Annotated in this window: 22 protein-coding genes; all 22 read right to left on the bottom strand. The window is 64.7% G+C overall.

Annotated features, from left to right (window positions below):
* Positions 1–53: 53 nt before the first annotated feature.
* The 22 genes from K5658_RS06500 to K5658_RS06395 all read right to left on the bottom strand — a co-directional run bounded on the left by K5658_RS06500 (position 54) and on the right by K5658_RS06395 (position 19,044).
* On the bottom strand, positions 54–1,490 hold the full coding sequence (locus K5658_RS06500; protein ID WP_221066148.1) for a cell envelope integrity TolA family protein: 1,437 nt from the start codon (positions 1,488–1,490) through the stop codon (positions 54–56).
* 11 nt (positions 1,491–1,501) lie between these two features.
* Complete coding sequence (locus K5658_RS06495) at positions 1,502–2,026, bottom strand: hypothetical protein (RefSeq protein ID WP_221066147.1); 525 nt, start codon at positions 2,024–2,026, stop codon at positions 1,502–1,504.
* 3 nt (positions 2,027–2,029) lie between these two features.
* A complete protein-coding gene (locus K5658_RS06490) occupies positions 2,030–2,449 on the bottom strand; it encodes a hypothetical protein (RefSeq protein WP_221066146.1) in 420 nt (139 codons plus the stop codon).
* Position 2,450: 1 nt separating this feature from the next.
* Positions 2,451–2,897: a GNAT family N-acetyltransferase gene (locus tag K5658_RS06485; protein WP_221066145.1), complete on the bottom strand. Its 447-nt coding sequence runs from the start codon at positions 2,895–2,897 to the stop codon at positions 2,451–2,453.
* Positions 2,898–2,908: 11 nt separating this feature from the next.
* Positions 2,909–3,469: a hypothetical protein gene (locus K5658_RS06480; protein WP_221066144.1), complete on the bottom strand. Its 561-nt coding sequence runs from the start codon at positions 3,467–3,469 to the stop codon at positions 2,909–2,911.
* Between the two features lie 108 nt (positions 3,470–3,577).
* On the bottom strand, positions 3,578–4,621 hold the full coding sequence (locus K5658_RS06475; protein ID WP_221066143.1) for a hypothetical protein: 1,044 nt from the start codon (positions 4,619–4,621) through the stop codon (positions 3,578–3,580).
* Positions 4,618–5,100, bottom strand: coding sequence for a hypothetical protein (locus tag K5658_RS06470; RefSeq protein ID WP_221066142.1), 483 nt, complete (start codon positions 5,098–5,100; stop codon positions 4,618–4,620). Before K5658_RS06470 ends, K5658_RS06475 begins: the two co-directional genes overlap by 4 nt.
* Entirely contained in the window at positions 5,097–7,418 is a 2,322-nt protein-coding gene (locus K5658_RS06465) for a hypothetical protein (RefSeq protein ID WP_221066141.1), read from the bottom strand. The genes K5658_RS06470 and K5658_RS06465 overlap by 4 nt, the downstream gene beginning before the upstream one ends.
* Entirely contained in the window at positions 7,418–7,642 is a 225-nt protein-coding gene (locus K5658_RS06460; protein WP_221066140.1) for a hypothetical protein, read from the bottom strand. The genes K5658_RS06465 and K5658_RS06460 overlap by 1 nt, the downstream gene beginning before the upstream one ends.
* Before the next feature lie 15 nt (positions 7,643–7,657).
* The gene (locus K5658_RS06455) at positions 7,658–8,131 is read right to left on the bottom strand and encodes a phage adaptor protein (RefSeq protein WP_221066139.1); all 474 of its coding nucleotides are present in this window, start codon (positions 8,129–8,131) and stop codon (positions 7,658–7,660) included.
* Positions 8,132–8,145: 14 nt separating this feature from the next.
* Positions 8,146–10,407, bottom strand: a complete 2,262-nt coding sequence (locus K5658_RS06450; RefSeq protein ID WP_221066138.1) for a hypothetical protein — start codon at positions 10,405–10,407, stop codon at positions 8,146–8,148.
* Positions 10,408–10,728: a phage adaptor protein gene (locus tag K5658_RS06445; RefSeq protein ID WP_221066137.1), complete on the bottom strand. Its 321-nt coding sequence runs from the start codon at positions 10,726–10,728 to the stop codon at positions 10,408–10,410.
* Positions 10,725–11,339 carry a phage adaptor protein gene (locus tag K5658_RS06440; RefSeq protein ID WP_221066136.1) on the bottom strand — a complete coding sequence of 205 codons (615 nt, stop codon included), beginning with the start codon at positions 11,337–11,339 and terminating at the stop codon, positions 10,725–10,727. The genes K5658_RS06445 and K5658_RS06440 overlap by 4 nt, the downstream gene beginning before the upstream one ends.
* Positions 11,339–11,695 (bottom strand): hypothetical protein, encoded by a 357-nt coding sequence (locus tag K5658_RS06435; protein ID WP_221066135.1) that lies wholly within the window; start codon positions 11,693–11,695, stop codon positions 11,339–11,341. Before K5658_RS06435 ends, K5658_RS06440 begins: the two co-directional genes overlap by 1 nt.
* 5 nt (positions 11,696–11,700) lie before the next feature.
* A complete protein-coding gene (locus K5658_RS06430; protein ID WP_221066134.1) occupies positions 11,701–12,339 on the bottom strand; it encodes a hypothetical protein in 639 nt (212 codons plus the stop codon).
* Positions 12,340–12,343: 4 nt separating this feature from the next.
* Positions 12,344–12,790 (bottom strand): hypothetical protein, encoded by a 447-nt coding sequence (locus K5658_RS06425; protein WP_221066133.1) that lies wholly within the window; start codon positions 12,788–12,790, stop codon positions 12,344–12,346.
* Positions 12,791–12,802: 12 nt separating this feature from the next.
* On the bottom strand, positions 12,803–13,441 hold the full coding sequence (locus K5658_RS06420) for a phage adaptor protein (protein WP_221066132.1): 639 nt from the start codon (positions 13,439–13,441) through the stop codon (positions 12,803–12,805).
* Between the two features lie 3 nt (positions 13,442–13,444).
* Entirely contained in the window at positions 13,445–14,017 is a 573-nt protein-coding gene (locus K5658_RS06415) for a hypothetical protein (RefSeq protein WP_221066131.1), read from the bottom strand.
* A 44-nt stretch (positions 14,018–14,061) separates the two neighbouring features.
* Positions 14,062–14,505, bottom strand: coding sequence for a hypothetical protein (locus K5658_RS06410; protein WP_221066130.1), 444 nt, complete (start codon positions 14,503–14,505; stop codon positions 14,062–14,064).
* Positions 14,506–14,516: 11 nt separating this feature from the next.
* Positions 14,517–15,821, bottom strand: a complete 1,305-nt coding sequence (locus K5658_RS06405) for a phage capsid family protein (protein WP_221066129.1) — start codon at positions 15,819–15,821, stop codon at positions 14,517–14,519.
* Between the two features lie 54 nt (positions 15,822–15,875).
* Entirely contained in the window at positions 15,876–16,946 is a 1,071-nt protein-coding gene (locus K5658_RS06400) for a hypothetical protein (RefSeq protein WP_221066128.1), read from the bottom strand.
* A gap of 67 nt (positions 16,947–17,013) precedes the next feature.
* Positions 17,014–19,044, bottom strand: coding sequence for a portal protein (locus tag K5658_RS06395; RefSeq protein ID WP_221066127.1), 2,031 nt, complete (start codon positions 19,042–19,044; stop codon positions 17,014–17,016).
* Positions 19,045–19,048 lie beyond the last annotated feature (4 nt).

Below are 19,048 nucleotides of genomic sequence, written 5' to 3'. Positions count from 1 at the left end.
GCCCGCCGCGTTTATGGGTTATACCGGAGCTAGGCGGCGGCTTTCAGGGCGCATCACGGCAAATCCACCCACTTCCCGCCCTGATAAACCGCCTGGTTCCCCGCTCCATCCTGATAAACCTCCCCTTCCTTGTAATTCCCCGTGGCTCCCGATGGGTTCCCGCCCAAATCCCGCACCACGGCCCCATAAATCTGTTCCGCCGTGGCGTTCGGATACCGCGCCCGGTACTTCCCGGCCAACACCCGGCTCTGGTCCATCAATTCCCGCTGGTCCTTGGCGACACCTTCCAGGCTATCGGCGGCGAACCGCTTGTTCAGGAGGTCGTGGACCGATTTCAGCACCTTGTCGTGGGTTCCCGCCTCCGCCAGGTGCTTGACCGCCTCCGCCCGCTGGTTCGTGGCCTCGGCCTGTTTCAATTCGATCTCCGCCGCCTCTTTCGGCGTGTTCCGGCCCACCAGCATCGAATCGAACCCCGCCTTGAACTTGGGGTCCGTCAGATACCGGTGCTGGATTTGCAACAACGCCGCCGCATGGCCGCTGACATCGTTGCCGTCCAGCACGAGCGCCGGATCGTCGGCATGATGGGTGCCGAACAGCGACAAAGGCGCGTCGTAGGTATAGAGCTTGCCATCCGCGCCCTTCACCGTCGAAGTCACCCCGAAGACGAACCGCCCGGTGGGATTCCCCGCCCCGTCCGGCACGGGGATGACGTGGCTCAAGCGCTTGCCCACGATCTCGCCCTTCACGCCCTGGACCGGCGCACCGTCCACGCCCATGGCCTTCACGTCCGGCAAATCGATCTGGTCGCCGATCCCCCGCTGTAGCCGCGCCCCGAACATCCCGTTCGCGGCCTCGATGGCCTCCGGCGCGTTCGGGTCCAGCTTGCCGTCATGCACCGCGGTGAAGGTCCGTAGCAGCCCGTTCACCTGGCCATCGGCGAAGCCCATCGGGTCGATGCCGGTCGCGGTCTTCAAGGTCTGGTAATAGTCCTCCGCGCTGTTCGGATCGATCAACCCGCCCTGCATCTGGGCCAGGATGTTCATGGATTTCCGCACCGCCAGCGCCCTTTCGGACTCGGCCTGCGCCTGCCGGGCCTTCGCCAGTTCCAGTTCCGCGCCCTGCCGCTGCAAGGGGAACAGCGCCCGTTCCCGCCCCAATTTCTCGCTGGTGACTTGGTTCTCGAACGCCTGTTGCTGCCGGGCTTGTTTGAATTTGGACTCGTCCAAACCCAATGCCTGGGCCGCGATGCCGATCTGCCGGTCGGATTGCCCCTCCCGCGCCTGGGCCTGCCGGGTTTGCTCGGCCAACTGGTCTTGCTGCAACCGCAAGGCTTGGCCCCTCAAGCCTTGGCTGAACGCCTGTTCCTGCTCGGCCCGCGCATCCGCCCGGCCCTGGAGGTCCAGCGCGGCCTTCCGCAACGACATCTGGTCCCCCAATTCCAGCCCCTGGGCCAAGCCTTGGACCAAACCCGCACCCATCGAACCGTTCATGCCTCTGCCTCCTAAAGCAGTGCCGCCAGCCAAGACCAAGCAGCCCCAGCGGCATTACCAACCGCGTAAGCGCCATTTACCAATGCCGTGCCCAGGCCCGTCGAACTGGCCGTAGTGCCGCCCGCAGTTCCCGCCGTACCCCCTGCCGTAACACCGCCCGCGTTCGCCAAACCCGGCGTCAACGCCGCTTGCCCGGCGGCGGTGGCCTGGGGCGACAGCACCAAGGCATTCCCGCCCGCCGTCATGCCGGTCAATCCGGTCCCGGCCCCCGACGCGCCCAGCCCGCCCGTGGTCAACCCCCCAGTGACGCCGCCGCCCGCGCCGGTCAGGGTCAAGCCGCCGCCGCCCAATTGGCCGAGCGCATAGCTCGCCCCCACCCCGGCCAGCGTCCCCAACCCCTGCCCCAACGCCTGATTGCGCTGCCCCCGCAAGGCCCGGTTGGTGTTCGCCCGCTGCGTTTCCTGCGCGGAAAGCTCCCCCATGCTCTGCAAGGCCTGCCCGCGCAAGCCCCGCCCCATATCGACGATCCCCGGCATGGCCTAACCCCCCATCTGGATACCGCGCCCGGCGGACGACAACGTGCCACCCCCCACCAGCGCCGTATCGGTGTCCAGCACGCCCTGCCGCACCGCGTTCCGATTGGCCACCAAGGCGCTGGCCCGCCCCAGGTCGAACTGGCGGTCGCTGGCCACCCGTTGTTCGGGCGTCAACGCGAGGCCGCGCCGGGACAAATCCAGGTCGAATCCTTGTTCCTGGGCCTCGAACGCCTTATCCACCGTGTCCGCCGCCGCGTCGGCCTGGTGGTTGGCGTCCACGCCATCCGCCAGCAACGCGCCCGCGAGTTGCCGCTGGACCGGCACGAACCGGTCCTTGTAATCGCCCCAAAGGTTCCGGGCCACCCCCGCGAACCGGGCGCTCTGCGCGAATTCCTGCTTCGTCCCGCCACCATCGCCGCACATCTCAAACCTCCATCGCGAACAAAGCCCCGACCCGCCGGAAGCCCAGCTTGGCGTACAGCGCTTCCGCGCCCACCCCCGCCCCGCCCGTGGATACCCCCGGCCTGATCTGCTTGGCCCCGGCCTGTTTGGCCCACGCCACGAACGCCTTGGCCAACACCCAAGCCGCCCGCGACCCCCGCGCCTCCGGGGCCACGAACACCCCGTAGTCATGGGCCATCAGATCGGCCCCGAAACAACACCGGGACAGATACCCGGCATACCCGCCGACGATGCGCCCCTCCCGCTCATATACCGCCAGGAATTGCCCCTGGCCCAGCAGTTCCAGGAAGGTCGCCGCCATGATGTTCTCGTTGAAATCCAACCCGGCGAACCCGCTTTCCGCGTGCATCGCCTTCGCCAAGCCCACCAGGGCGGGCACATCCATCACCGTGGCCGACCGGACACCCATGACCCCGCCTCCTATCTCAACGCCGACGCCAAGGCCAGCCCGCCCACCGTGCCGACGCCCTGGCCCACGGCCAAATCGTTGGCCGTGTCGTATTCGAGCCGGGATTGGGCGCGGGACGCCTCCTGCCCGGCCAGCGCCGCCATGGAGGCGTCGGCCTGGCCCGCCTGCCCGTTGCCCAACCCCACCACATTGGTGAGTCCCGCCAAATACCGGGTCCGTTGCCCCATCTCCGCGCCGACCCCGGCGGAGGCCACCGCATCCCCGCCCGCACTCCTCAGCGCGGCGGAACGCATGACCGCCGCGCCGCTCCCCGCGCCCACGCCGGACACCCCCATGTCGCGCCGCGCGGCCTGGACCTTGGGGGAAAGCGCCTGCACCACCCCGCTTTCGGCCAATCCGACGGCCCTGGCGATCTGGGATGGGCTATCCATGTGCTCCACGCGGCCGATGTATTGGTTTTCGAGGGGCTTGAAATCCCTGCCATATAAATGGAGCTTATCTCCGGCGATGTCCGCCATCGCCGCTTGATACGGGGATTCCCTTTGCTCGGAACGCCGGGTTGTGCCGCACATGAATCCACCTCAATTGGGCTTTATAACGTATTCATTGCCAAAATAGCCTTGGCGAACAAACCCACCCGGCGGATGGATTGAATAAACACATACAGGACAACACAAAACCTAATAAACCCTGGTGACCTGCATATACCCATAATAGTACACCATACCACTTGTATTCCCTTTCATTTGCAGCTTGACTGTAGGGCTGGTGGCGGGACTCCCGACAACAAAACCACATTTTGCCGTCAACCACCTCAAATCCGCGGTGGAATTGGATTGGGTATTGCTTGACAGGGCGGTCGGGTTGGCATGGGTCAATGTGGTCGAGGTAGCCGTGGTTTCTATCACGAAATCGGTTGGGCCTATCGTTCCCGGACTGGACACCACAAATTGGAAATTCGGGACCACATTGGCCACGCTAAACGGACAATAGGTTAATACGGCTTCCGCAACATAATAATTATTGCCAGAGGCCATATCCGGCAGGGTAACCGAAAAACCACTGACATCGGCGAAGGTGGTATTCACGGTGAAGCCAAAGCTGGCCCCGACGATCACCCTGCCGCCGATCGTGGATAGTCCAGCGGTTGTCCCCCCCGTTCCATTCGCCGCCGCCGTCACCCGGCCCTTCGCGTCCACAGTGATCGACGCCAGCGTGTAACTGCCTGCGGCCACCCCCGACACGGGCAAATCCGCCGCCACCAAGTACCGGAATTCCCCTATCGCATCCGGCCCGGAGGCGGGACCGGCAAACACCATATTGGCCGCCTGGGCCTCGCTCAGGATGGCTTCCAGCGCCGCCACCCGGTCCACCAGCCCGTCAAAGTCCTGGTCCTCCAAGTCCTCGACCCGCTTATCGGCCAGCCCCTCCTCGTCCTCGGCCTGGACCGCGATGCGCTGCTGCAACTCGTCGTCCAGCATGTCCTGGTTGATGGACCCGCGCAGCATCGCCACCAAATCCGCCGTGGAAATCGTCTGCGTCACCGTCTGCGCCGCCGACTTCACCCCGGCCAGGGCTTGCTGGAGCCGGGTTTCCGTCACCGCCGCGCCCGCCGTCCCGCCGCGCTGTCCCAACAGGGTTTGCAGCGCCTCCCGCACCCGGTGCCCGAACTGCGGGTCCGTAGGCTGCGGAATGCCGGGGATTTTGGGCGGACGGGCGGTCATTTTTTAACCTTGGTCACAGGTTCCCACATATTGCAGCCAAAACCACCTTCACTTGCGACAGGCTCGTCGATATATTCAAGATTTCCACTTTCAGGGTCTTTATAAAGCCCAAGTTTTTCTTTTATCTTTGAATGACCGCATATTCCAAGAACATTTTCATCACTCCTAGATGCAAGCTCATCAATCCAATATTCACATGAAATACACTTGCTAACTGGATTAAAGTTTCTTGAAATCCTTCCGTGGTTTTCAATAATAAAAGCAGAATGCTTTTTCCCTTCCTGGCTTTCCAATTCCTGAAAAAGGTAATACTCCAACACTTGGGCCAATCGCCAATACGCTCCTCCGCATTGCCATCCGCGTCCACCATGGTTTTTCGGCTCATATTCAATTCGATCCATGGCTTGCCGCAACAGCAACACGGCCTCATCCTTTTTCATAATCCTTCCATCGGGCACAACCGGGGCTTTCTCGCTCATCCCGCCAACTCCTCCATCGTCGAAGCCGCCACCACCTGCCGCACCTGCGCGGTGCCGGACACTTCCACCTCGAACCCGAACCCCCGATACCCGCCCGGCAACCGGAACGCCCGGTGATTCAGCACGCTCTGGGTCAGCTTCAACACCCCATCGGCATACAACTTGAACGACACCGGATAGGCGTCCGCGTCCACCCTCGCGCACAAAGGCGTCATGGCCGCATCGACCAGCGCCCGGCCCGACTTCCACGTCAGCGTTTTGGCCGCGCCCTCGTTCCACGCGCCCAGGTCGCCCCCGGCCACCACGAACAGCCGGTCGGTGGCCGCATGGTTCCAGCACGCCGCCGCCACCACCTCGACCAGGGCGAGAAACCCGCCTTCCAGGTCGAACACAAAAGCCGCGGTCGTCTCCCCGGCATCGTAGAACCCCACATACCGGCCCTGCCAAAACCCGCCCACCAAGGACGAAGGCGCGAACCCCTGCCACTGCTCGCGGGTCAGAAGGCCCGCCGTCTCCAGCGCCGGGGAACCCGACCGGGTGGACATCAACCCATCCGGCGACGCCCACATCGCCCAGCCGCCCATATCCACCACCGACCGCGCCGACACGCACGCCGCCCGCTCCCGGATCAACTCCGGCACGGCGGAAGCGGGATCGAACCCCCGGCACAGGTAGGGATGATTTTGGGTCAGCACCAAAACGCCGCCATCCACCACCGCCAACGCCACCGGGTCGGGGACCGTGTAGCGATAAGCCACCGGGTAGGCGTAAGGCACATCCGTCTCGGAAAAAACCACCTGGTTTCCGGCGATCCCGGCCAACACCCCGTTGGGCAACCCCACCAGCCCTTGCAAATCGTCCGGCGGCGCATCCCACAACGTGGTTTCGATAGGGTCGCCCAGGTCTTCATCGGCCAAGGCGTCGACCCAATCCCCGACCGCCAAATCCAGCGTGGTCGCCAAGCGGAACGTCCCGGTCACATCCGTCCGGTACAGCCGCTTCTGCGTGATGTTGTCGTAGCCATCCGGCGCGGCGGTCGTCGTCGCGATGGAAGCCTCCTGCCACGGGTACAGGTCGAGGGTATTCGAGACCGGCGACGGCGCCGACTCCTCGCCCCAGGCCGACACCCAGGTTTGGACATAGGCCACCGACACCACCTCCGTATCCGCCTCGCTCACGATCTCCGCCGTGGGCGTGGCCGGAACCCCGGACAACCCCACCGTCCAATGCCCGATTTTCTGGCCCAGCTTCTTGGTGGGCTGGGTATCGCGCCACTGGGTCGCGTTCTTCGGAACCTTGGCGACGAGGCGCAAATCCCCGTTGCCATCGGTGCGGAACACCGCCTTGCGGATGCCGTGCGCCCCGTCCGGGAACGGCGTGGCGTAATCCTCCGCCATGTCCGCCACCAACACCGCATCGGCCTCGGTCACATCCGCCACCGTCGCCGCCGAGGACGCCGCCGTGCGCTTCCAGGTTCCGCCGGACTCCTGGTACAGCCAGCAATACACATAATCCCGGTCGTTCTTCGGGTCCGGCACCGCATCCACCGCCGCCGCCGAACCGCCCGAAGGCGCGACGATCTTGGCCGACTGGAACGCCGACGCCTTGTAGCGCTTCCCCCGCACCGTGCCATCGTCGGTGTAATCGGAATCGTCGTAGGCCAGCTTCTTCACCAGCACATAGGAGCCGGTCGCGGCGTCGTACTCCAACAGGAACTTGCGGAAGGTATTGGCTTTCGCCGTCGCGCCCCCGGTCGGGAACACCGTGGGGGGCGTGGTGTCCAGCCCCGAGAGATAGGCCGACTGCCCCGGCCCCACGCTGACGGTGATGTCGCTCGACTTCGTGCCCAACGTGGCCCGGTGGACCCAGCAATACACGAAGGTCCGGCTGACGCTGTATTCATCCGGCACATCCTCCGCGACGGTCACGACCGGCGCGGCCTCCGGCGCGGGCAACCCCAGCCGGTAGAAATGGGCCGGGTCCAAGGCGAAATCCCCGGCGATGTCCAGCAAGGCCGTATTCGACTGCTTCGGGTAGACGCCATCGGTCCAGAACACCCGGCCCGTGGTATCCGCCGCCACCACCCCCTCGACCACATTCACCGGGTCCGACCACAACAGCCACTTCCCGGAGGAATGCAGGAACAGCGCTTCCGCCGCGCCGACATCGGCGATTTCCACCGCCGGATCATGCAAGGGTTCCAGCATCCCCCGCCGCAAATCCACATTCAGCGCCGTCTGGGCGAAGCCCTGCGGCAACTGGTGCGGCGCGACACGGGGCGCTTCCCCCTTGAACCCGGAAAAGCGGATCAAGGCCATCAGCGTGGCTCCGTCCGTCCTTTGATGGCGATACCGGCCATGACGGCGGTCAGATACCCGCCCAACGCCCCGGCCAACCCGATCAAATCGACCGGCTGGACCAGGAACGGATTCAACAGCGCCGCGCCCGCCAGCAACACGAACCCCGCGAACCCCATCACCCGCCCGAACTCCCAGGTTTGGTTATCCGGGCCGGTCAGCAACACCTTCAAAAATTGCCCCATATCGACATCCCCCCGCTATTGGCTGCCGAATCCAGGCACACCCGCGCCGCCCTGGTTCCGCACGTTCGGCGAGCCGCCCACCAGATTCTTCAGTTTGATCCCCAACGCCTCCGCGAACTGCCGTTCCCAGTCCCGCGCCAAGTCGGGCTTTTGCGCCTTCTGCGCGGCCCGGCGCAACACCCCATACAGCAGCGCATTGGCGTACTGATCGGCCAACGGAATCGGGTCCGACAGCGCCACCACCTTCGTGGGCACCCGCACATAGACCAACTCGACCAGGGTGTAATCCCCCGCCGCCGGGTCGCCAGCGGGCGGGTAGGTGTAGAACACGGTCGGCTTGCGCTCGTCGTACATGAAGTTCTCGACCGTGACCGAGGGCGTGTCCGCCGACCATCCGGGGTTGTACGCCCGGACCACCTCCATCTCGGCCAGCCCGATACCACGCCCTCCCGAGAATTGTTCCGCCAAAACATCATCGGCAATCTTCATGCAGAACCTCCCCCTTAATTCCTAATCATCAATGCCATTCCAGCAGCGGTAGATACCCGATACACTGCGCCCACCGGTACACCCCCAGCAGCAGCAGCAGCGTTATCCGTGTAAAGTGGAATGTTTGTCGGATTCAGGATGATATAACCCCCTCCCTGCGCGGCCAACTTGAGGCTGGCGTCCGATCCGGTCCCCCTGGCCTTGAGTTGCGCCGGATTACCGGAAGTCGCCCCCAATGCCTCGATGGCGTTGACCTGATTTTCCGTGCTAGTCACCCGGAACGCTTCCGCATTCGGATCGCCCCCCAATGTGATATAGGTGCCCACATACCCATTCCGGCCCAGCCGGACCACGGTATTACTATCGGTCTCGGCAGAGTTGACCGCCCGGATAATAAATGAGCCATCATTGGTATTGTGGGTCGCGATATACCAAATTTGTTCATCGTCGTCCGCTAGTGGATCGCGGAAATACAAGCGCGGATTCGATGCGGGCGGGGCCAACCCCAGCCGGTTAAAGAACTGGCTTTCCCCCTGCCCCAACGGAGCCGCCGCCGGGCGGAAATTCAGCCCGGTATAGGCGTCCTGGATGATGAGCTTGCTTTCATCGTTGGTGATCGCCTGGGCAAAAGCCTTGCCCTCATACACCAGCCAATTACTGGTAGGCGTAGACCCATGCACGTCGCTGACGGCAATGGTAATCGTAGTATCGGTAATCGCCGTCATCGCCCCGGAAATCCAGACACTGGGATTCCCGGCTGAATTCAAAATGATGCCGGTGCCCGCCGTGGTCGAGAATCCCGGCGCGACGGTATCCGCGACATTCACCGTCAGCGTGCCGCCCACCACCGCATTCCCCGACCCTGGCGTCAGCGAATCCGTGGACGTGGTATTCACCCATCCCCAGTCGTACATATTCCCGATGAACATGACGCCATCCGTGGTCCCATCGGTTTCGATCAAGAACTTGGCGCGGAACGGCTGGGACGCCGGGGTGTGGTTTTGGAACTCACACCCCATCACGGACATCATCCGGGCATTATTCGCATAAATGTGGGAATAGTAATGTTCTTCCGACCCCGCCTTCAAAAAGCGGCACCCCTGAATAATCAGGGCCCCGCTGACGGTCTTGCTCCACCCCGGCGAGTTATAAACATTATATTCATCGTTCCCATCGAAGGCATTTGCGATGGAGAAAACCGTCTGCGTGCCCCCGGACCTATGTAATCCATTCCTGTGGTTGCCATAGAAATCACAACCCACCACCCGGCCAGCCGAAGCGTTAAAGAAAATCCCGTGACGGGAATTCAACCCCACATCGCAATCCACTACCCGGTGATCGAAAGCCGCCGAAAACGTGATTCCATCGCCATGAACATAAACTTGATAGATCGAAGTATTATCGGGGTCGGTATCCCAATCGCTATCGACATATACCCACTTCGTCGCCCCCACCGAAGTCGTAACGGTCCTGCTCTGCCCGGCCCCGGTGCCTTCGATAATATCCACCGTCGCGCCTTTGTAGGCGTCGTCCAAGGTATTGGCCCCTGAACGCAAAATAATATAGTTAGCGCCGCCGCCCTGCGCCGTCCCGGTGTCCCAAATGCCGTTATAGTTAATGAGGCACTTGTGGATATAAACATTGTTCCGGTTGGCATTGCAGAAAATCCCGGACCCCCGGAAATTCTCGATCCGGCAATTCCTGATATACCCGGATCGCTCCTTATGGGCGCTCGCGATGTTTTTAAAATAGATGCCTCGGCTCAACGCATACTGATGGGTCCGCGAGCCATGGAAAAATACATTTTCGATCAATAAATGGTTGCCATCCTCCACCACGACAAAATCGTCATCGACCCCATTGGCTTGGAGAAGCCGAGAACCGTTATTCGACGCGGGGCCATAGTCGATGTCCATGTTGCACGCCGCCCCCCTGAGCGCGGGCAAACGGCGGTCGTCGGTATAGCTGCGGAAAATCAACTGGGTGGCCGTATAATCCCGCGCCGCCAGCAGCACGGTACCCCCCACCCTGGCCATCGCATCCAGCGCCCGCTGCAACATACCGGTATCGGTATCGTCGCCCGCATCCGCCTCCGAGTCGGTAAAAAACTCCACGGGCGCGGCAGGCCCCAATAGCCAAGTCACCTCGTTCGCCGCTTCTTCCAGCGCGACCTGGATCAACCGATAGTTTTCCCGCAGTTTCGCGCTGGGCGAGGTGGTCCCCTGAACAGGAGCGGTTGGATCAATGTCCTGATATGCGATTGCGCTGCTGACCATCTAAAGCCCCCCGAAAATATCCAAAGTCGTTTCCCCGCCATCCAAAATCGTTTCCCCGTCATCCAGGGTCGTTTCCGGGGGCGGCAGCATGTTGCGCGGCACATCCACCAGCCGGATCGCATCCGGCGGCAAGGTCTGCCGCGCCCCCCGCTCCAACTGCGCCACCACCACGGCGGTGGATGCCTCGCCCAACGCCGCCGCCACGTCCAGCGCGGCATCGTTGACCCAACGCAGGAAATCCGCATCCGGGTAATCCAGGCCGATCTGGTCTAGCAACAACGCCCGCGCCCGGTCCACGACCTCGCCCACCAACACCGTCATACCATCGCCTCCGCCGTGGGCACCGGCTGCGCCATCGCGGCATCCACCGGCACCTTGCCGCCCATCAGGGCTTGGAACAGTTGGAAATACCCCGGCCCCTTGGCCCCCGCGATGTCCTTGGAGAACAACACCCCCAGCGCATAGGCCACCAGCGCGGGCCGGAACTGCTCCGGCACCGGCACCATGCTGGCCGTGGACACCAAGGCCGCGGGCGTTTTGCTGTAGATCAACGGCACCTTGCCCACCCCGGTGGCGGGCGGGAACACCATGAAATTCCGGGGAGACCGGGGATCGAAAAACACCGCTGTCGGCATGGCCGTAGCCGGGGTCGACCGCCACCCCGGATTCATCCGGGTGGTTTTTTCCAGGTCGCGGCGCTGGACCCCAGGCAAATCGATAAACGCCATCCCGCCGGACGGGAGGGTTTGCCGCCAGCCCGGCACCAGGGCGACATCCTCCATAACCGCGAACTGGTCGGGCCGCGCCGCCACCACCGCCAAGACCGCCTGATTCAGCGCGGCCAACCGTTCGGCGGCACTCCAGACGGTCGCGGCATCGTCGTTCAGCGCCGGGGCGATGTCGTCGTCGATGACGGTGGCGGCGGCAACCATCACAGCGTCTCCGCCAACTGGAACAGCGCCGACCGCTGTCCATCCGTCAACCCCAACGCCTGGGCGGCGGCAACGATCAACGGATTCTGGGAATGGATTCGCGGGGCGAAGCCATATTCGATCTGGACCGGGCGCGGCTGCGCGGCCACATACGCCTCCACCGCGTCGAGCAGGCCGCTTTGCAGCAAGGCGAGCCGGAACTGGCTGGGCGTCACCGCGATGTTGTCCTGGGGCGGCGGCATCGGTGGCAAATCGTCTCCGGGCAAATAGCAATCCCATGAACCATCGGCCTCCACATGGACGGCCAGGACCGGGTTGAGGGCGTCGCGTTCTTGGAGGGTCTTGACGTTCTGCATGGCGGCTAGGGTCCGGGGTGGTGGGTGATCGTCAATTCCTTGGTGGTCAGGGTTTCCCCCGCCGACCCGGCGTTCTTGTTGAAGGTGATGCTGAGATAGTTGTTGTTCGCGGCGATGTCCGGGATGGTCGTGTCGGACGCGCCCACGGCGGACGTGCCGCCGCTGAACGAGGTCGTCGAGCCGATGGTCGTGACCCGGATCGCCGTGGCCGAAGCGATCTTGAGGCGCGGGTTCTCGGCGGTGGCGGTATTGGTGGACCCATACCCCAGCGAGAAGACGCTGCTATCGACACCGATATCCCCGGTGCCGCCGAACCGGATATTCCGGGCGAACGCATCGGCGGTCCCCGATTTCAACGTGCGGATGACCAGCCCCAACACATCCCCCACCCGTAGCGAGTTGGCGGGGAACACGACCTGGGCCACCAGCGTGGCCCCGGCGTAGGTGCCGACGAAATCGGTCGTGGTGTTATAGACCTGCGTGGGACCGGCCAACCGCCACACCGAACCGTCGGAGAACCACAAGGAGCCGAAACCCACGCCGTAATCGGTGGCGCGGACCATCCGCCCGGCATAGGCGGCGGCGGGCAGGGCCAACAGCGCGGCGAGGGTGGTGGACGGGAATGCTCTGGGCGCGGAGATCATGGCCCTATAGCTCCGTCACACGGGCGGCCCCGTTGGCCGCGCTCCACACCGCGTCCACCCGCCCCGTATAGACTCCGAACGGCGGACTCTCGTAGGTCTCGTTGGGATAGAGCCTGAGGCTGAAGGAAGTGCTGGAAGCCCCCGCGCCGAACTTGAGGTACAGGATCGAGGCCGAGTCGTTAACGACGATGAGCCGCCTGCGGCGGGCATTGGCGGCCACCAGGACGACGCTGGCGGCGCTGGACGCCACATTGGTCAGGGTCGCGCTGGAAAGGCCGGTGGCCACGGAATCCACCACCTCGAACTCCGCCGCCCGCCCGGCGAAATAAGCCACGTCCGCCGCCTCCACATGGGCGCAGAACGTCCCGTCCGCCCGGCTGGAAAAATAATATTTATTGCCGTTGCCCGTCTCCACGCGGGCACCGCCCGACAACGCCCTCACCAGCACCATACCGTATCCCCGCTACCTAAAAACCGACCGCGTACCCAACGGCCTACACGTCCGCCCCCGCGCGACCACCGCCGCATAGCTCCCGATATCGGCCTGGAACCTCCGCCCATGCCACAGCGCCAACTGCGGATGGCTCCAAGGCTTCCCCGGTACCGCCAGCAACCGGGCCAAGGCCCCATGCGCGATGGTTTCCGGGTAATCCGCCAGCAACCAATCCGGCACCGTGGCCGCTGTCGGGGTGGGTTCCAGCGTCGCGAAGACCTTCAACAGCGCCGCCCCATCCCGCGCCGGGATCGGCACCAGGGCCAGCGTCCCCGGCCCCGGCACCAGATAATTCCGGGGCTCCCCGCGCAAAGCCGTGTCCCAACCCTCCCCATAGCGCTCCAGGGCGTCCTCCCGCGTCATCGGCCCCAGCCGGGCATCCCCCAGCCCCGCCTCCTCGACCCGCGCAACGGTCGCCCCGACCGGCACCGGCAAGGCGTATTCCATTTGCCCCGCCACCACATCCACCGGATCGAGCCAGGCCCGCCACACCCGCGCCTCGCGGCAGAACTGGATGCACGCCCGCAGGATGTCGAGCTTCGCCGCCAGGTCCGGGCATCCCGGCACCGTCGGCAGCACATGGCCCAGGAAGTCCCCCGGCGCGGCCATGGCCTAGCCCCGCGCCATCAATGTGCTGGCGATTTGCGTCCGCATGTCCTTCGGGTACAGTTTCCCGTCCAGGTCCAACTGCAACTCCTGCTGCGCGAATTCCATCAGCGCCCGCTTGTCCATCTTGTCCAGGTCCGGCACCTGCGGGATGGGAGGGGTTTCCGGCACGGGCGGGTCGGCGTTTGCGCCCGGTGCCAGCGGCTCCAACACCCCGGCCCGCGTCGGACCGGCTTCCAACCGTTGTATCCGCTCCTCCAGCAAGGCTTTTTCCTGCCGCAGCAAATACACTTCTTCGCGCAGTTGCGCGTTTTCCTCGCGCAACCGCGCCACTTCCAGGCCGCTGGACGCGGCCTCCGCCAACAGGTCGGGTTGATCCCGGCCGGTCACGTCCTCCCAAATATCCGGGTAGGCCACCAGCCTCGCCGCGACATGCGGCGCGACCACCAACACCGCGCCGGGGCCGGGCCAATGCAGGTCGGTTCCCGCCACCGTATCGCGCCGCCCCCCCGGCTTGCTGCCGATGTATTTGATCCGCCGGGCCACATTCCCCGCGCCGCTTGCAACTGCTGTGTTCATGTAAGCTCCAAAAACTCGAAAGGCGGGGGGAACCCCCGCCAAGTTCAAGGCCGGCCCGTGGCCCGCCCTTCCGCCTTGCCATAGACCGTACCGGTCGCCCCCGTGCCGGGTCCGGTGGTGACGACGATGTTCAGATAGGCATCCACATCGATCTGGACCGGCGGGAACAACTCATAGGTCGTGGTCGCCGCCGCTTGCGCCCATGCCCCCGCCGTCTTGACCTGGGTATCGTCGCCGGAAGCCCCCTCCGTCCCATCGGCGGGCGTGAACCCGATCTTGGCCGCGAGGGCGGGACTGCCGTTGCTGTCCAGGTCCGGGTTTTTAATGACGACGCGGTGGACCTCGGTCCCGGCGGGAATGAGTACCAGCCGGATTTCGTCGTCCTGGGCGGGCGCGGCGGATACCGCCACCCGCCCCGGATAGACCACCGCGCAACCATCGCCGGGCGTGTAGACCGGCACCGTCCGGTCCGTGTAATAAACCGTCATGGGGCCGCTCCTCACAAAGAGATTTTCTTGACCGCCGAATCGACGACGATGACGCCATGATCGGTGGGTTCGAGTTGGCCGTTGGCCGCTTGCGGGGTGAACCGGAGTTTCTGCATCCCCATACAGGTGAACCCCCCGATGGCGTTGCCCCGGTCGTAGTCGTACTTGCGCCGCTTCAACTCGAACCAATAGTTGTTCGACTTCAAGCCGCCTTCCAGGAACCCCAGCGCTTGCCCACCCATCAGCAAGGCCCGCTCCACCTGATAGCTGGAACCCAGCGAGCCATTCACGGTTTGATCGCTTTCGGTGCCCGTATACCGGTTCGCCTCGGTGACGATCCTGGTGGTGTCGCCGGGATTCCAGCCCACCACGTAGTTCACCGGCATTTCCTTGATGAGGATGCCCTTCCACAGCCCCGGCTCGCCGTCGAACAGTGGATGCGGCTCGGACATGCTGGATTTGCGGGCATAGGCCATCTTCACCATATCCGCCCAGGTCCGCCCGCTGTTCTGCGTGGTGAACTGGTTCATCTGCGCGGGGGTCAGGAACAGCACCGCCTTGATGGGCTTGTCCATCGCCGCCCGGTCGCCGGGGATGATGACCGGCTGGAGCGGCACGTCCAGCACGTTCAGCAGCAGCGCCAGATAGTCGATGTGGTCCAGGGTCCAAACGTCCCCCGAATCGATCGACCCCAGCCCCGCCCCGTTGTTGCCCGCGAACCCCGGTCCGTCGATGACCAAATGCCGGTTGTAGCTCGGCGCCAATATCCTGTTGACGGCGATCCGGTCGAAGTTGGCATCGGACGCCAACGGAATCACCCAATCGCCGCCCGTCCGGGTTCCGCGCGAACCCGCCACATGGATCAAGGCCAACTGGTTGTAGGCTTTGGGGAACCACCCGGCCAGCGCCGATTCCGCCATCGGCAACAGCTCGGTCACGATGCGCTTCTGATCCATGCGCTTACCGGCATCGACCCCCTGCCCCATCTCGTCCAGCCGGATATCCTGGCTGGACGACTCCAGGCTCTGTTCGTTGCCTTCCAGATTGCGGTTCCCCATGATCGGCGAACCCTTCAGCGTATCGAACAGGGTGACGCTGGCCTTGTCGCCCGGCGTATTGGCCAGGGCGCTGATCCGCACCACCGGCATGGTCGGCGTGCTGCGCCCTTCCAGGGCGTCCTGGGCTTGCACCTGCCCGGTCTGGGCGGGGCCGGTCAGGTTCTTGAACCATCCCGGTGCCCGTGCGATGCGGCCAAAGGTCGATACCGTATAAGCCTTCACGGCATCGACATGGCCCGCGGGTCTTTGTGTCTGCATACTTGCACCCAATCGAGTAAAGCCGTCCGGGGCCATCCCCGGACGGCGACATCGTTACCAGACGTGACGCCGCATGAACTCCTGCCGCTGCGCTTCGCTCATGGTGTTCATGAGGTTGGAAAGCTCCGACAGGCTCATATGGCCATAGCGGCCCTCGTCCGACTCCGGCGCGACCCCGCCGGGCAGGTCGGCAATCCGTGTCGGCACGAACTGTCCGGCCCGCGCCACGGCGGCGTCCGCTTGCTGCCTGAGGGTTTGGGAGGATTGGTATTCGGGGGGTAGGGCGACCTTGCCGACGGTCTGCTCAAGCTCCTGGGCCACGGCCTGGAAGAACCTCACCGATCCCGGGGGTTCGTCCCGCCAGCGCGGCAAGCCCTCGAACCGGTCGGCGATGTCCTTGGCCTCGGCCAGCAATCGGGCGCTGGCGGGATTGGCCCCCGCCGTCGCCCGCAAATAGCTCAGCACCGGCACTTGGTCCACGGCGGCTTGGATCGCCGCCATTTGCTCCTGCTCCTGGGTCTGGCGTTGCTGCTGGGCCTGTTGATGGATCGGGTCCACCCGCGCCTCCATCGCGGCGACCTTGTCTTGCAGGGTTTTCAGCACCGCTTGCTGGCTCCGGTAGGCTTTGGCCTGTTCCGGGAAGTCCTCCTCCAGGATCGCCAACTCATCTTCCGTCAGCCCGCCCGCCGCAGCGGCCTCCGCCGCCGGGGGCGGCGCGCCCGCTGGCTGCCCGGACCCGGCTTGCGCCGGGTCCGGGCCCAACTGGGCCTTCAGCCTCGCGATTTCCGCCTCCGCCTCGCGGTTGCGCTGCTCCATCGCCTGCAAATTCATCCGGGTGGTTTTCAACACCTCGTAGGGGATGGCGTGCTTGCCATCCGCCGTCAAGACCGGCCTGCCTTCCTCCTCGTTCGCGGGAGGGTTGGGCCGTTCGCCGCCGCCGTTGGCCCCGGTGGGCGCGACCGTGGCCGTTTGCTTATCGCCCGTTGCGACCCCACCGGTTTCCATCCGCCGCGCCAGTTCGGAAAGGCTCGGCCCGGTGGCTTCCGGCTGATATAAATCCCCGAATCCCGTGGAGTCGTCGTCCGCGTCGTCGAACGACACCCAATCCCCGCTATTCACACTCATCCCATTACCCTCGCCTAGTTTGTCGGATAGGTCCGAAAATCCCCCCGTATCGGCGGGGGAGCCGTAATCAGTGCCGGGCCGGTACGGCGGCGTCCGCCCCCGGCCTATGAATCTGGTCGATGGTTTCGAGGTGCAGCCTGTCGGTCTGCGCCCGCCTATGCTCGGCGTCGGCCCGCGCCCGCTCGGCCTCGGCCTGGGTCTTGGCGATGACCGGCGCTTGCTTGAGTTGCTCCAAGGCGGCGGTGAGTTGCTCGACCCGCTGCCGCAACGCCACCGTTTCGGGGTCGTCCCCGGAACCGTCCCCGCCCAGCCCCAGGACTTTCCGCATCGCCCCGGCCAACTCGTGTTTCCTGGGACTGTCGCCCAGCTCCACCCAATACGGCGCGGCGACGGCCTGTAGTTGGGGGGGCAGGCCCTTGATCATCTCGGCCATCATGGTTTGCTGCTGGGTGCGGTAGGTCGGCGTGGACGGCACATCCTCCAGCGCCACCTTCAGCTTGCAGCGCTCGGTGTCGTTTTCCAGGTAAACCAGGCCGGTCCGGGGGTCCACCGCAGGCCGGTTCAGGGTGATGATCGACCGGGGCTTGCCCCGTTCGCCCACCACCACGTCCACCTCCACGCCCTTGATGCGCTGGCGGATTTGGCTCAACAGCCGTTCGCCGACCAGCCGCCGGGCATAGCCGAGGTTGTCGAACAGTTCCGCCAGCCCCGTGGTGCCCTGGTTGATGAGCTGGTTGATCGCCGTGCCCGCCGTCACCGACCCGGCATCGCCGAGCATCTGCCCGAACACCCCGGCCACCGCCTGCAAGCCCTGTTCGGCGTCCTTCATCACCTCGAACTGCTGGTTCGCCAACTGGGCGTTGCGGCTGATGTTGAACCCGCCCGCCTTGTTGGTCCGGTTCGGGTCGAGGATCACCGCGAAGTCCGGGCGGGCCACCCGTTCCATGACATCGCCGATCGTGTTGTTCTTCTGGTCCAGGGCATCGGCGTCCATCTGCACCACCACCGACGACAGCATCCACATCAGCATCTGCCGCCGGGCGTTCACCTCGTCCTGCTGCGAGACCATGGTGCGGATCATCCCGTAGGGGATGCCCGTCAAATCCTCCCGGAACGCCCAGAACGGAATCCACGGCAACCCGTTGGGAACCTTGTCGCTGGCCGAAAGCCGATAGGGTCCGGCCCACAGGCTCACCTGCCACTTGGAATACAGCCGCGCCTCCGGCCTGACGCCCTGGTTGACCGCCAGGAGGTGCATCGGATTGTCCAGGTCCAACTCCACCACCCGGCCATCCGGCAGCGTGAGCACATACCCGCGCACATAGACCCGGTGCCGGACCTCGTGCAGGCACACCCGCCGCCGGGTCCGGTCGATCCACTCCATTTCCGTCAACGAGGACCGCGCGGGCTGTTCCGGCCCCTCGCCGAGCCAGGGCTGGCGGTCGCCGCTATCGATCCAGGCCCGGCCCCAGTTGTCGAACGCCGTGTCGAACACCCAGGCCCATTGCGGCAGCAGCCCCTTGAGGTAGTCCACCTCGTACCAGCGCCGCCGGATCAACCAGCCCGCGTCCTTCAGGTCCGGCTTCCGGGCGAACCAGTCCCACCACATTTCCCGGCGGTGGATGTATTCCACGGTGTCGGGATAGTCGAACGGGTCCGGGCTTTCCCCGACCTCCACCCAACCCAGCCCGGCCTTGACCGAAGCCCCGAACGCATCGGAAATCGCCCGGTCGGCCCGCGCCTCCCGCTCGGATTCGTGCAGCTTGCTCGACAGCCCCTCGGCGGTTTCCTCCACCTCGTCGGTATCGGCCTCCACCCGCCAGTCCCGTTTGTTCTGCGCCTCGATCCCCAGGACCAGATCGATGGTCGGCTTGACCAGGTTGCGGATCAGCGGCCCCATGCCCCGCGCTTCCAGCCGCGCCAGGGTCTCCCGGTCCAACTGGTTGTTGTCGTAGTAGTCGGCGCACCTGTCCGCCTCCACCCGCCAGTCCGGTTGATCCCGGATTTGCTGGGTGAACTTCTCGAACTGCGCCAGGCTCAGGCCATCGGAACGCGGGTCGCGGTCCCGGTCCAGCTTGTCCACCACCCGCTGCTGCATCCCG

Source organism: Methylomagnum ishizawai, from assembly GCF_019670005.1.
GTDB lineage: Bacteria > Pseudomonadota > Gammaproteobacteria > Methylococcales > Methylococcaceae > Methylomagnum > Methylomagnum ishizawai.
This window is presented reverse-complemented; position numbering and strand designations above follow the sequence as displayed.

Coding starts and splice junctions, on each gene's coding strand:
- K5658_RS06500 (WP_221066148.1), bottom strand. CDS start 1,490: ATGAACGGTTCGATGGGTGCGGGTTTGGTCCAAGGCTTGGCCCAGGGG.
- K5658_RS06495 (WP_221066147.1), bottom strand. CDS start 2,026: ATGCCGGGGATCGTCGATATGGGGCGGGGCTTGCGCGGGCAGGCCTTG.
- K5658_RS06490 (WP_221066146.1), bottom strand. CDS start 2,449: ATGTGCGGCGATGGTGGCGGGACGAAGCAGGAATTCGCGCAGAGCGCC.
- K5658_RS06485 (WP_221066145.1), bottom strand. CDS start 2,897: ATGGGTGTCCGGTCGGCCACGGTGATGGATGTGCCCGCCCTGGTGGGC.
- K5658_RS06480 (WP_221066144.1), bottom strand. CDS start 3,469: ATGTGCGGCACAACCCGGCGTTCCGAGCAAAGGGAATCCCCGTATCAA.
- K5658_RS06475 (WP_221066143.1), bottom strand. CDS start 4,621: ATGACCGCCCGTCCGCCCAAAATCCCCGGCATTCCGCAGCCTACGGAC.
- K5658_RS06470 (WP_221066142.1), bottom strand. CDS start 5,100: ATGAGCGAGAAAGCCCCGGTTGTGCCCGATGGAAGGATTATGAAAAAG.
- K5658_RS06465 (WP_221066141.1), bottom strand. CDS start 7,418: ATGGCCTTGATCCGCTTTTCCGGGTTCAAGGGGGAAGCGCCCCGTGTC.
- K5658_RS06460 (WP_221066140.1), bottom strand. CDS start 7,642: ATGGGGCAATTTTTGAAGGTGTTGCTGACCGGCCCGGATAACCAAACC.
- K5658_RS06455 (WP_221066139.1), bottom strand. CDS start 8,131: ATGAAGATTGCCGATGATGTTTTGGCGGAACAATTCTCGGGAGGGCGT.
- K5658_RS06450 (WP_221066138.1), bottom strand. CDS start 10,407: ATGGTCAGCAGCGCAATCGCATATCAGGACATTGATCCAACCGCTCCT.
- K5658_RS06445 (WP_221066137.1), bottom strand. CDS start 10,728: ATGACGGTGTTGGTGGGCGAGGTCGTGGACCGGGCGCGGGCGTTGTTG.
- K5658_RS06440 (WP_221066136.1), bottom strand. CDS start 11,339: ATGGTTGCCGCCGCCACCGTCATCGACGACGACATCGCCCCGGCGCTG.
- K5658_RS06435 (WP_221066135.1), bottom strand. CDS start 11,695: ATGCAGAACGTCAAGACCCTCCAAGAACGCGACGCCCTCAACCCGGTC.
- K5658_RS06430 (WP_221066134.1), bottom strand. CDS start 12,339: ATGATCTCCGCGCCCAGAGCATTCCCGTCCACCACCCTCGCCGCGCTG.
- K5658_RS06425 (WP_221066133.1), bottom strand. CDS start 12,790: ATGGTGCTGGTGAGGGCGTTGTCGGGCGGTGCCCGCGTGGAGACGGGC.
- K5658_RS06420 (WP_221066132.1), bottom strand. CDS start 13,441: ATGGCCGCGCCGGGGGACTTCCTGGGCCATGTGCTGCCGACGGTGCCG.
- K5658_RS06415 (WP_221066131.1), bottom strand. CDS start 14,017: ATGAACACAGCAGTTGCAAGCGGCGCGGGGAATGTGGCCCGGCGGATC.
- K5658_RS06410 (WP_221066130.1), bottom strand. CDS start 14,505: ATGACGGTTTATTACACGGACCGGACGGTGCCGGTCTACACGCCCGGC.
- K5658_RS06405 (WP_221066129.1), bottom strand. CDS start 15,821: ATGCAGACACAAAGACCCGCGGGCCATGTCGATGCCGTGAAGGCTTAT.
- K5658_RS06400 (WP_221066128.1), bottom strand. CDS start 16,946: ATGAGTGTGAATAGCGGGGATTGGGTGTCGTTCGACGACGCGGACGAC.
- K5658_RS06395 (WP_221066127.1), bottom strand. CDS start 19,044: ATGCAGCAGCGGGTGGTGGACAAGCTGGACCGGGACCGCGACCCGCGT.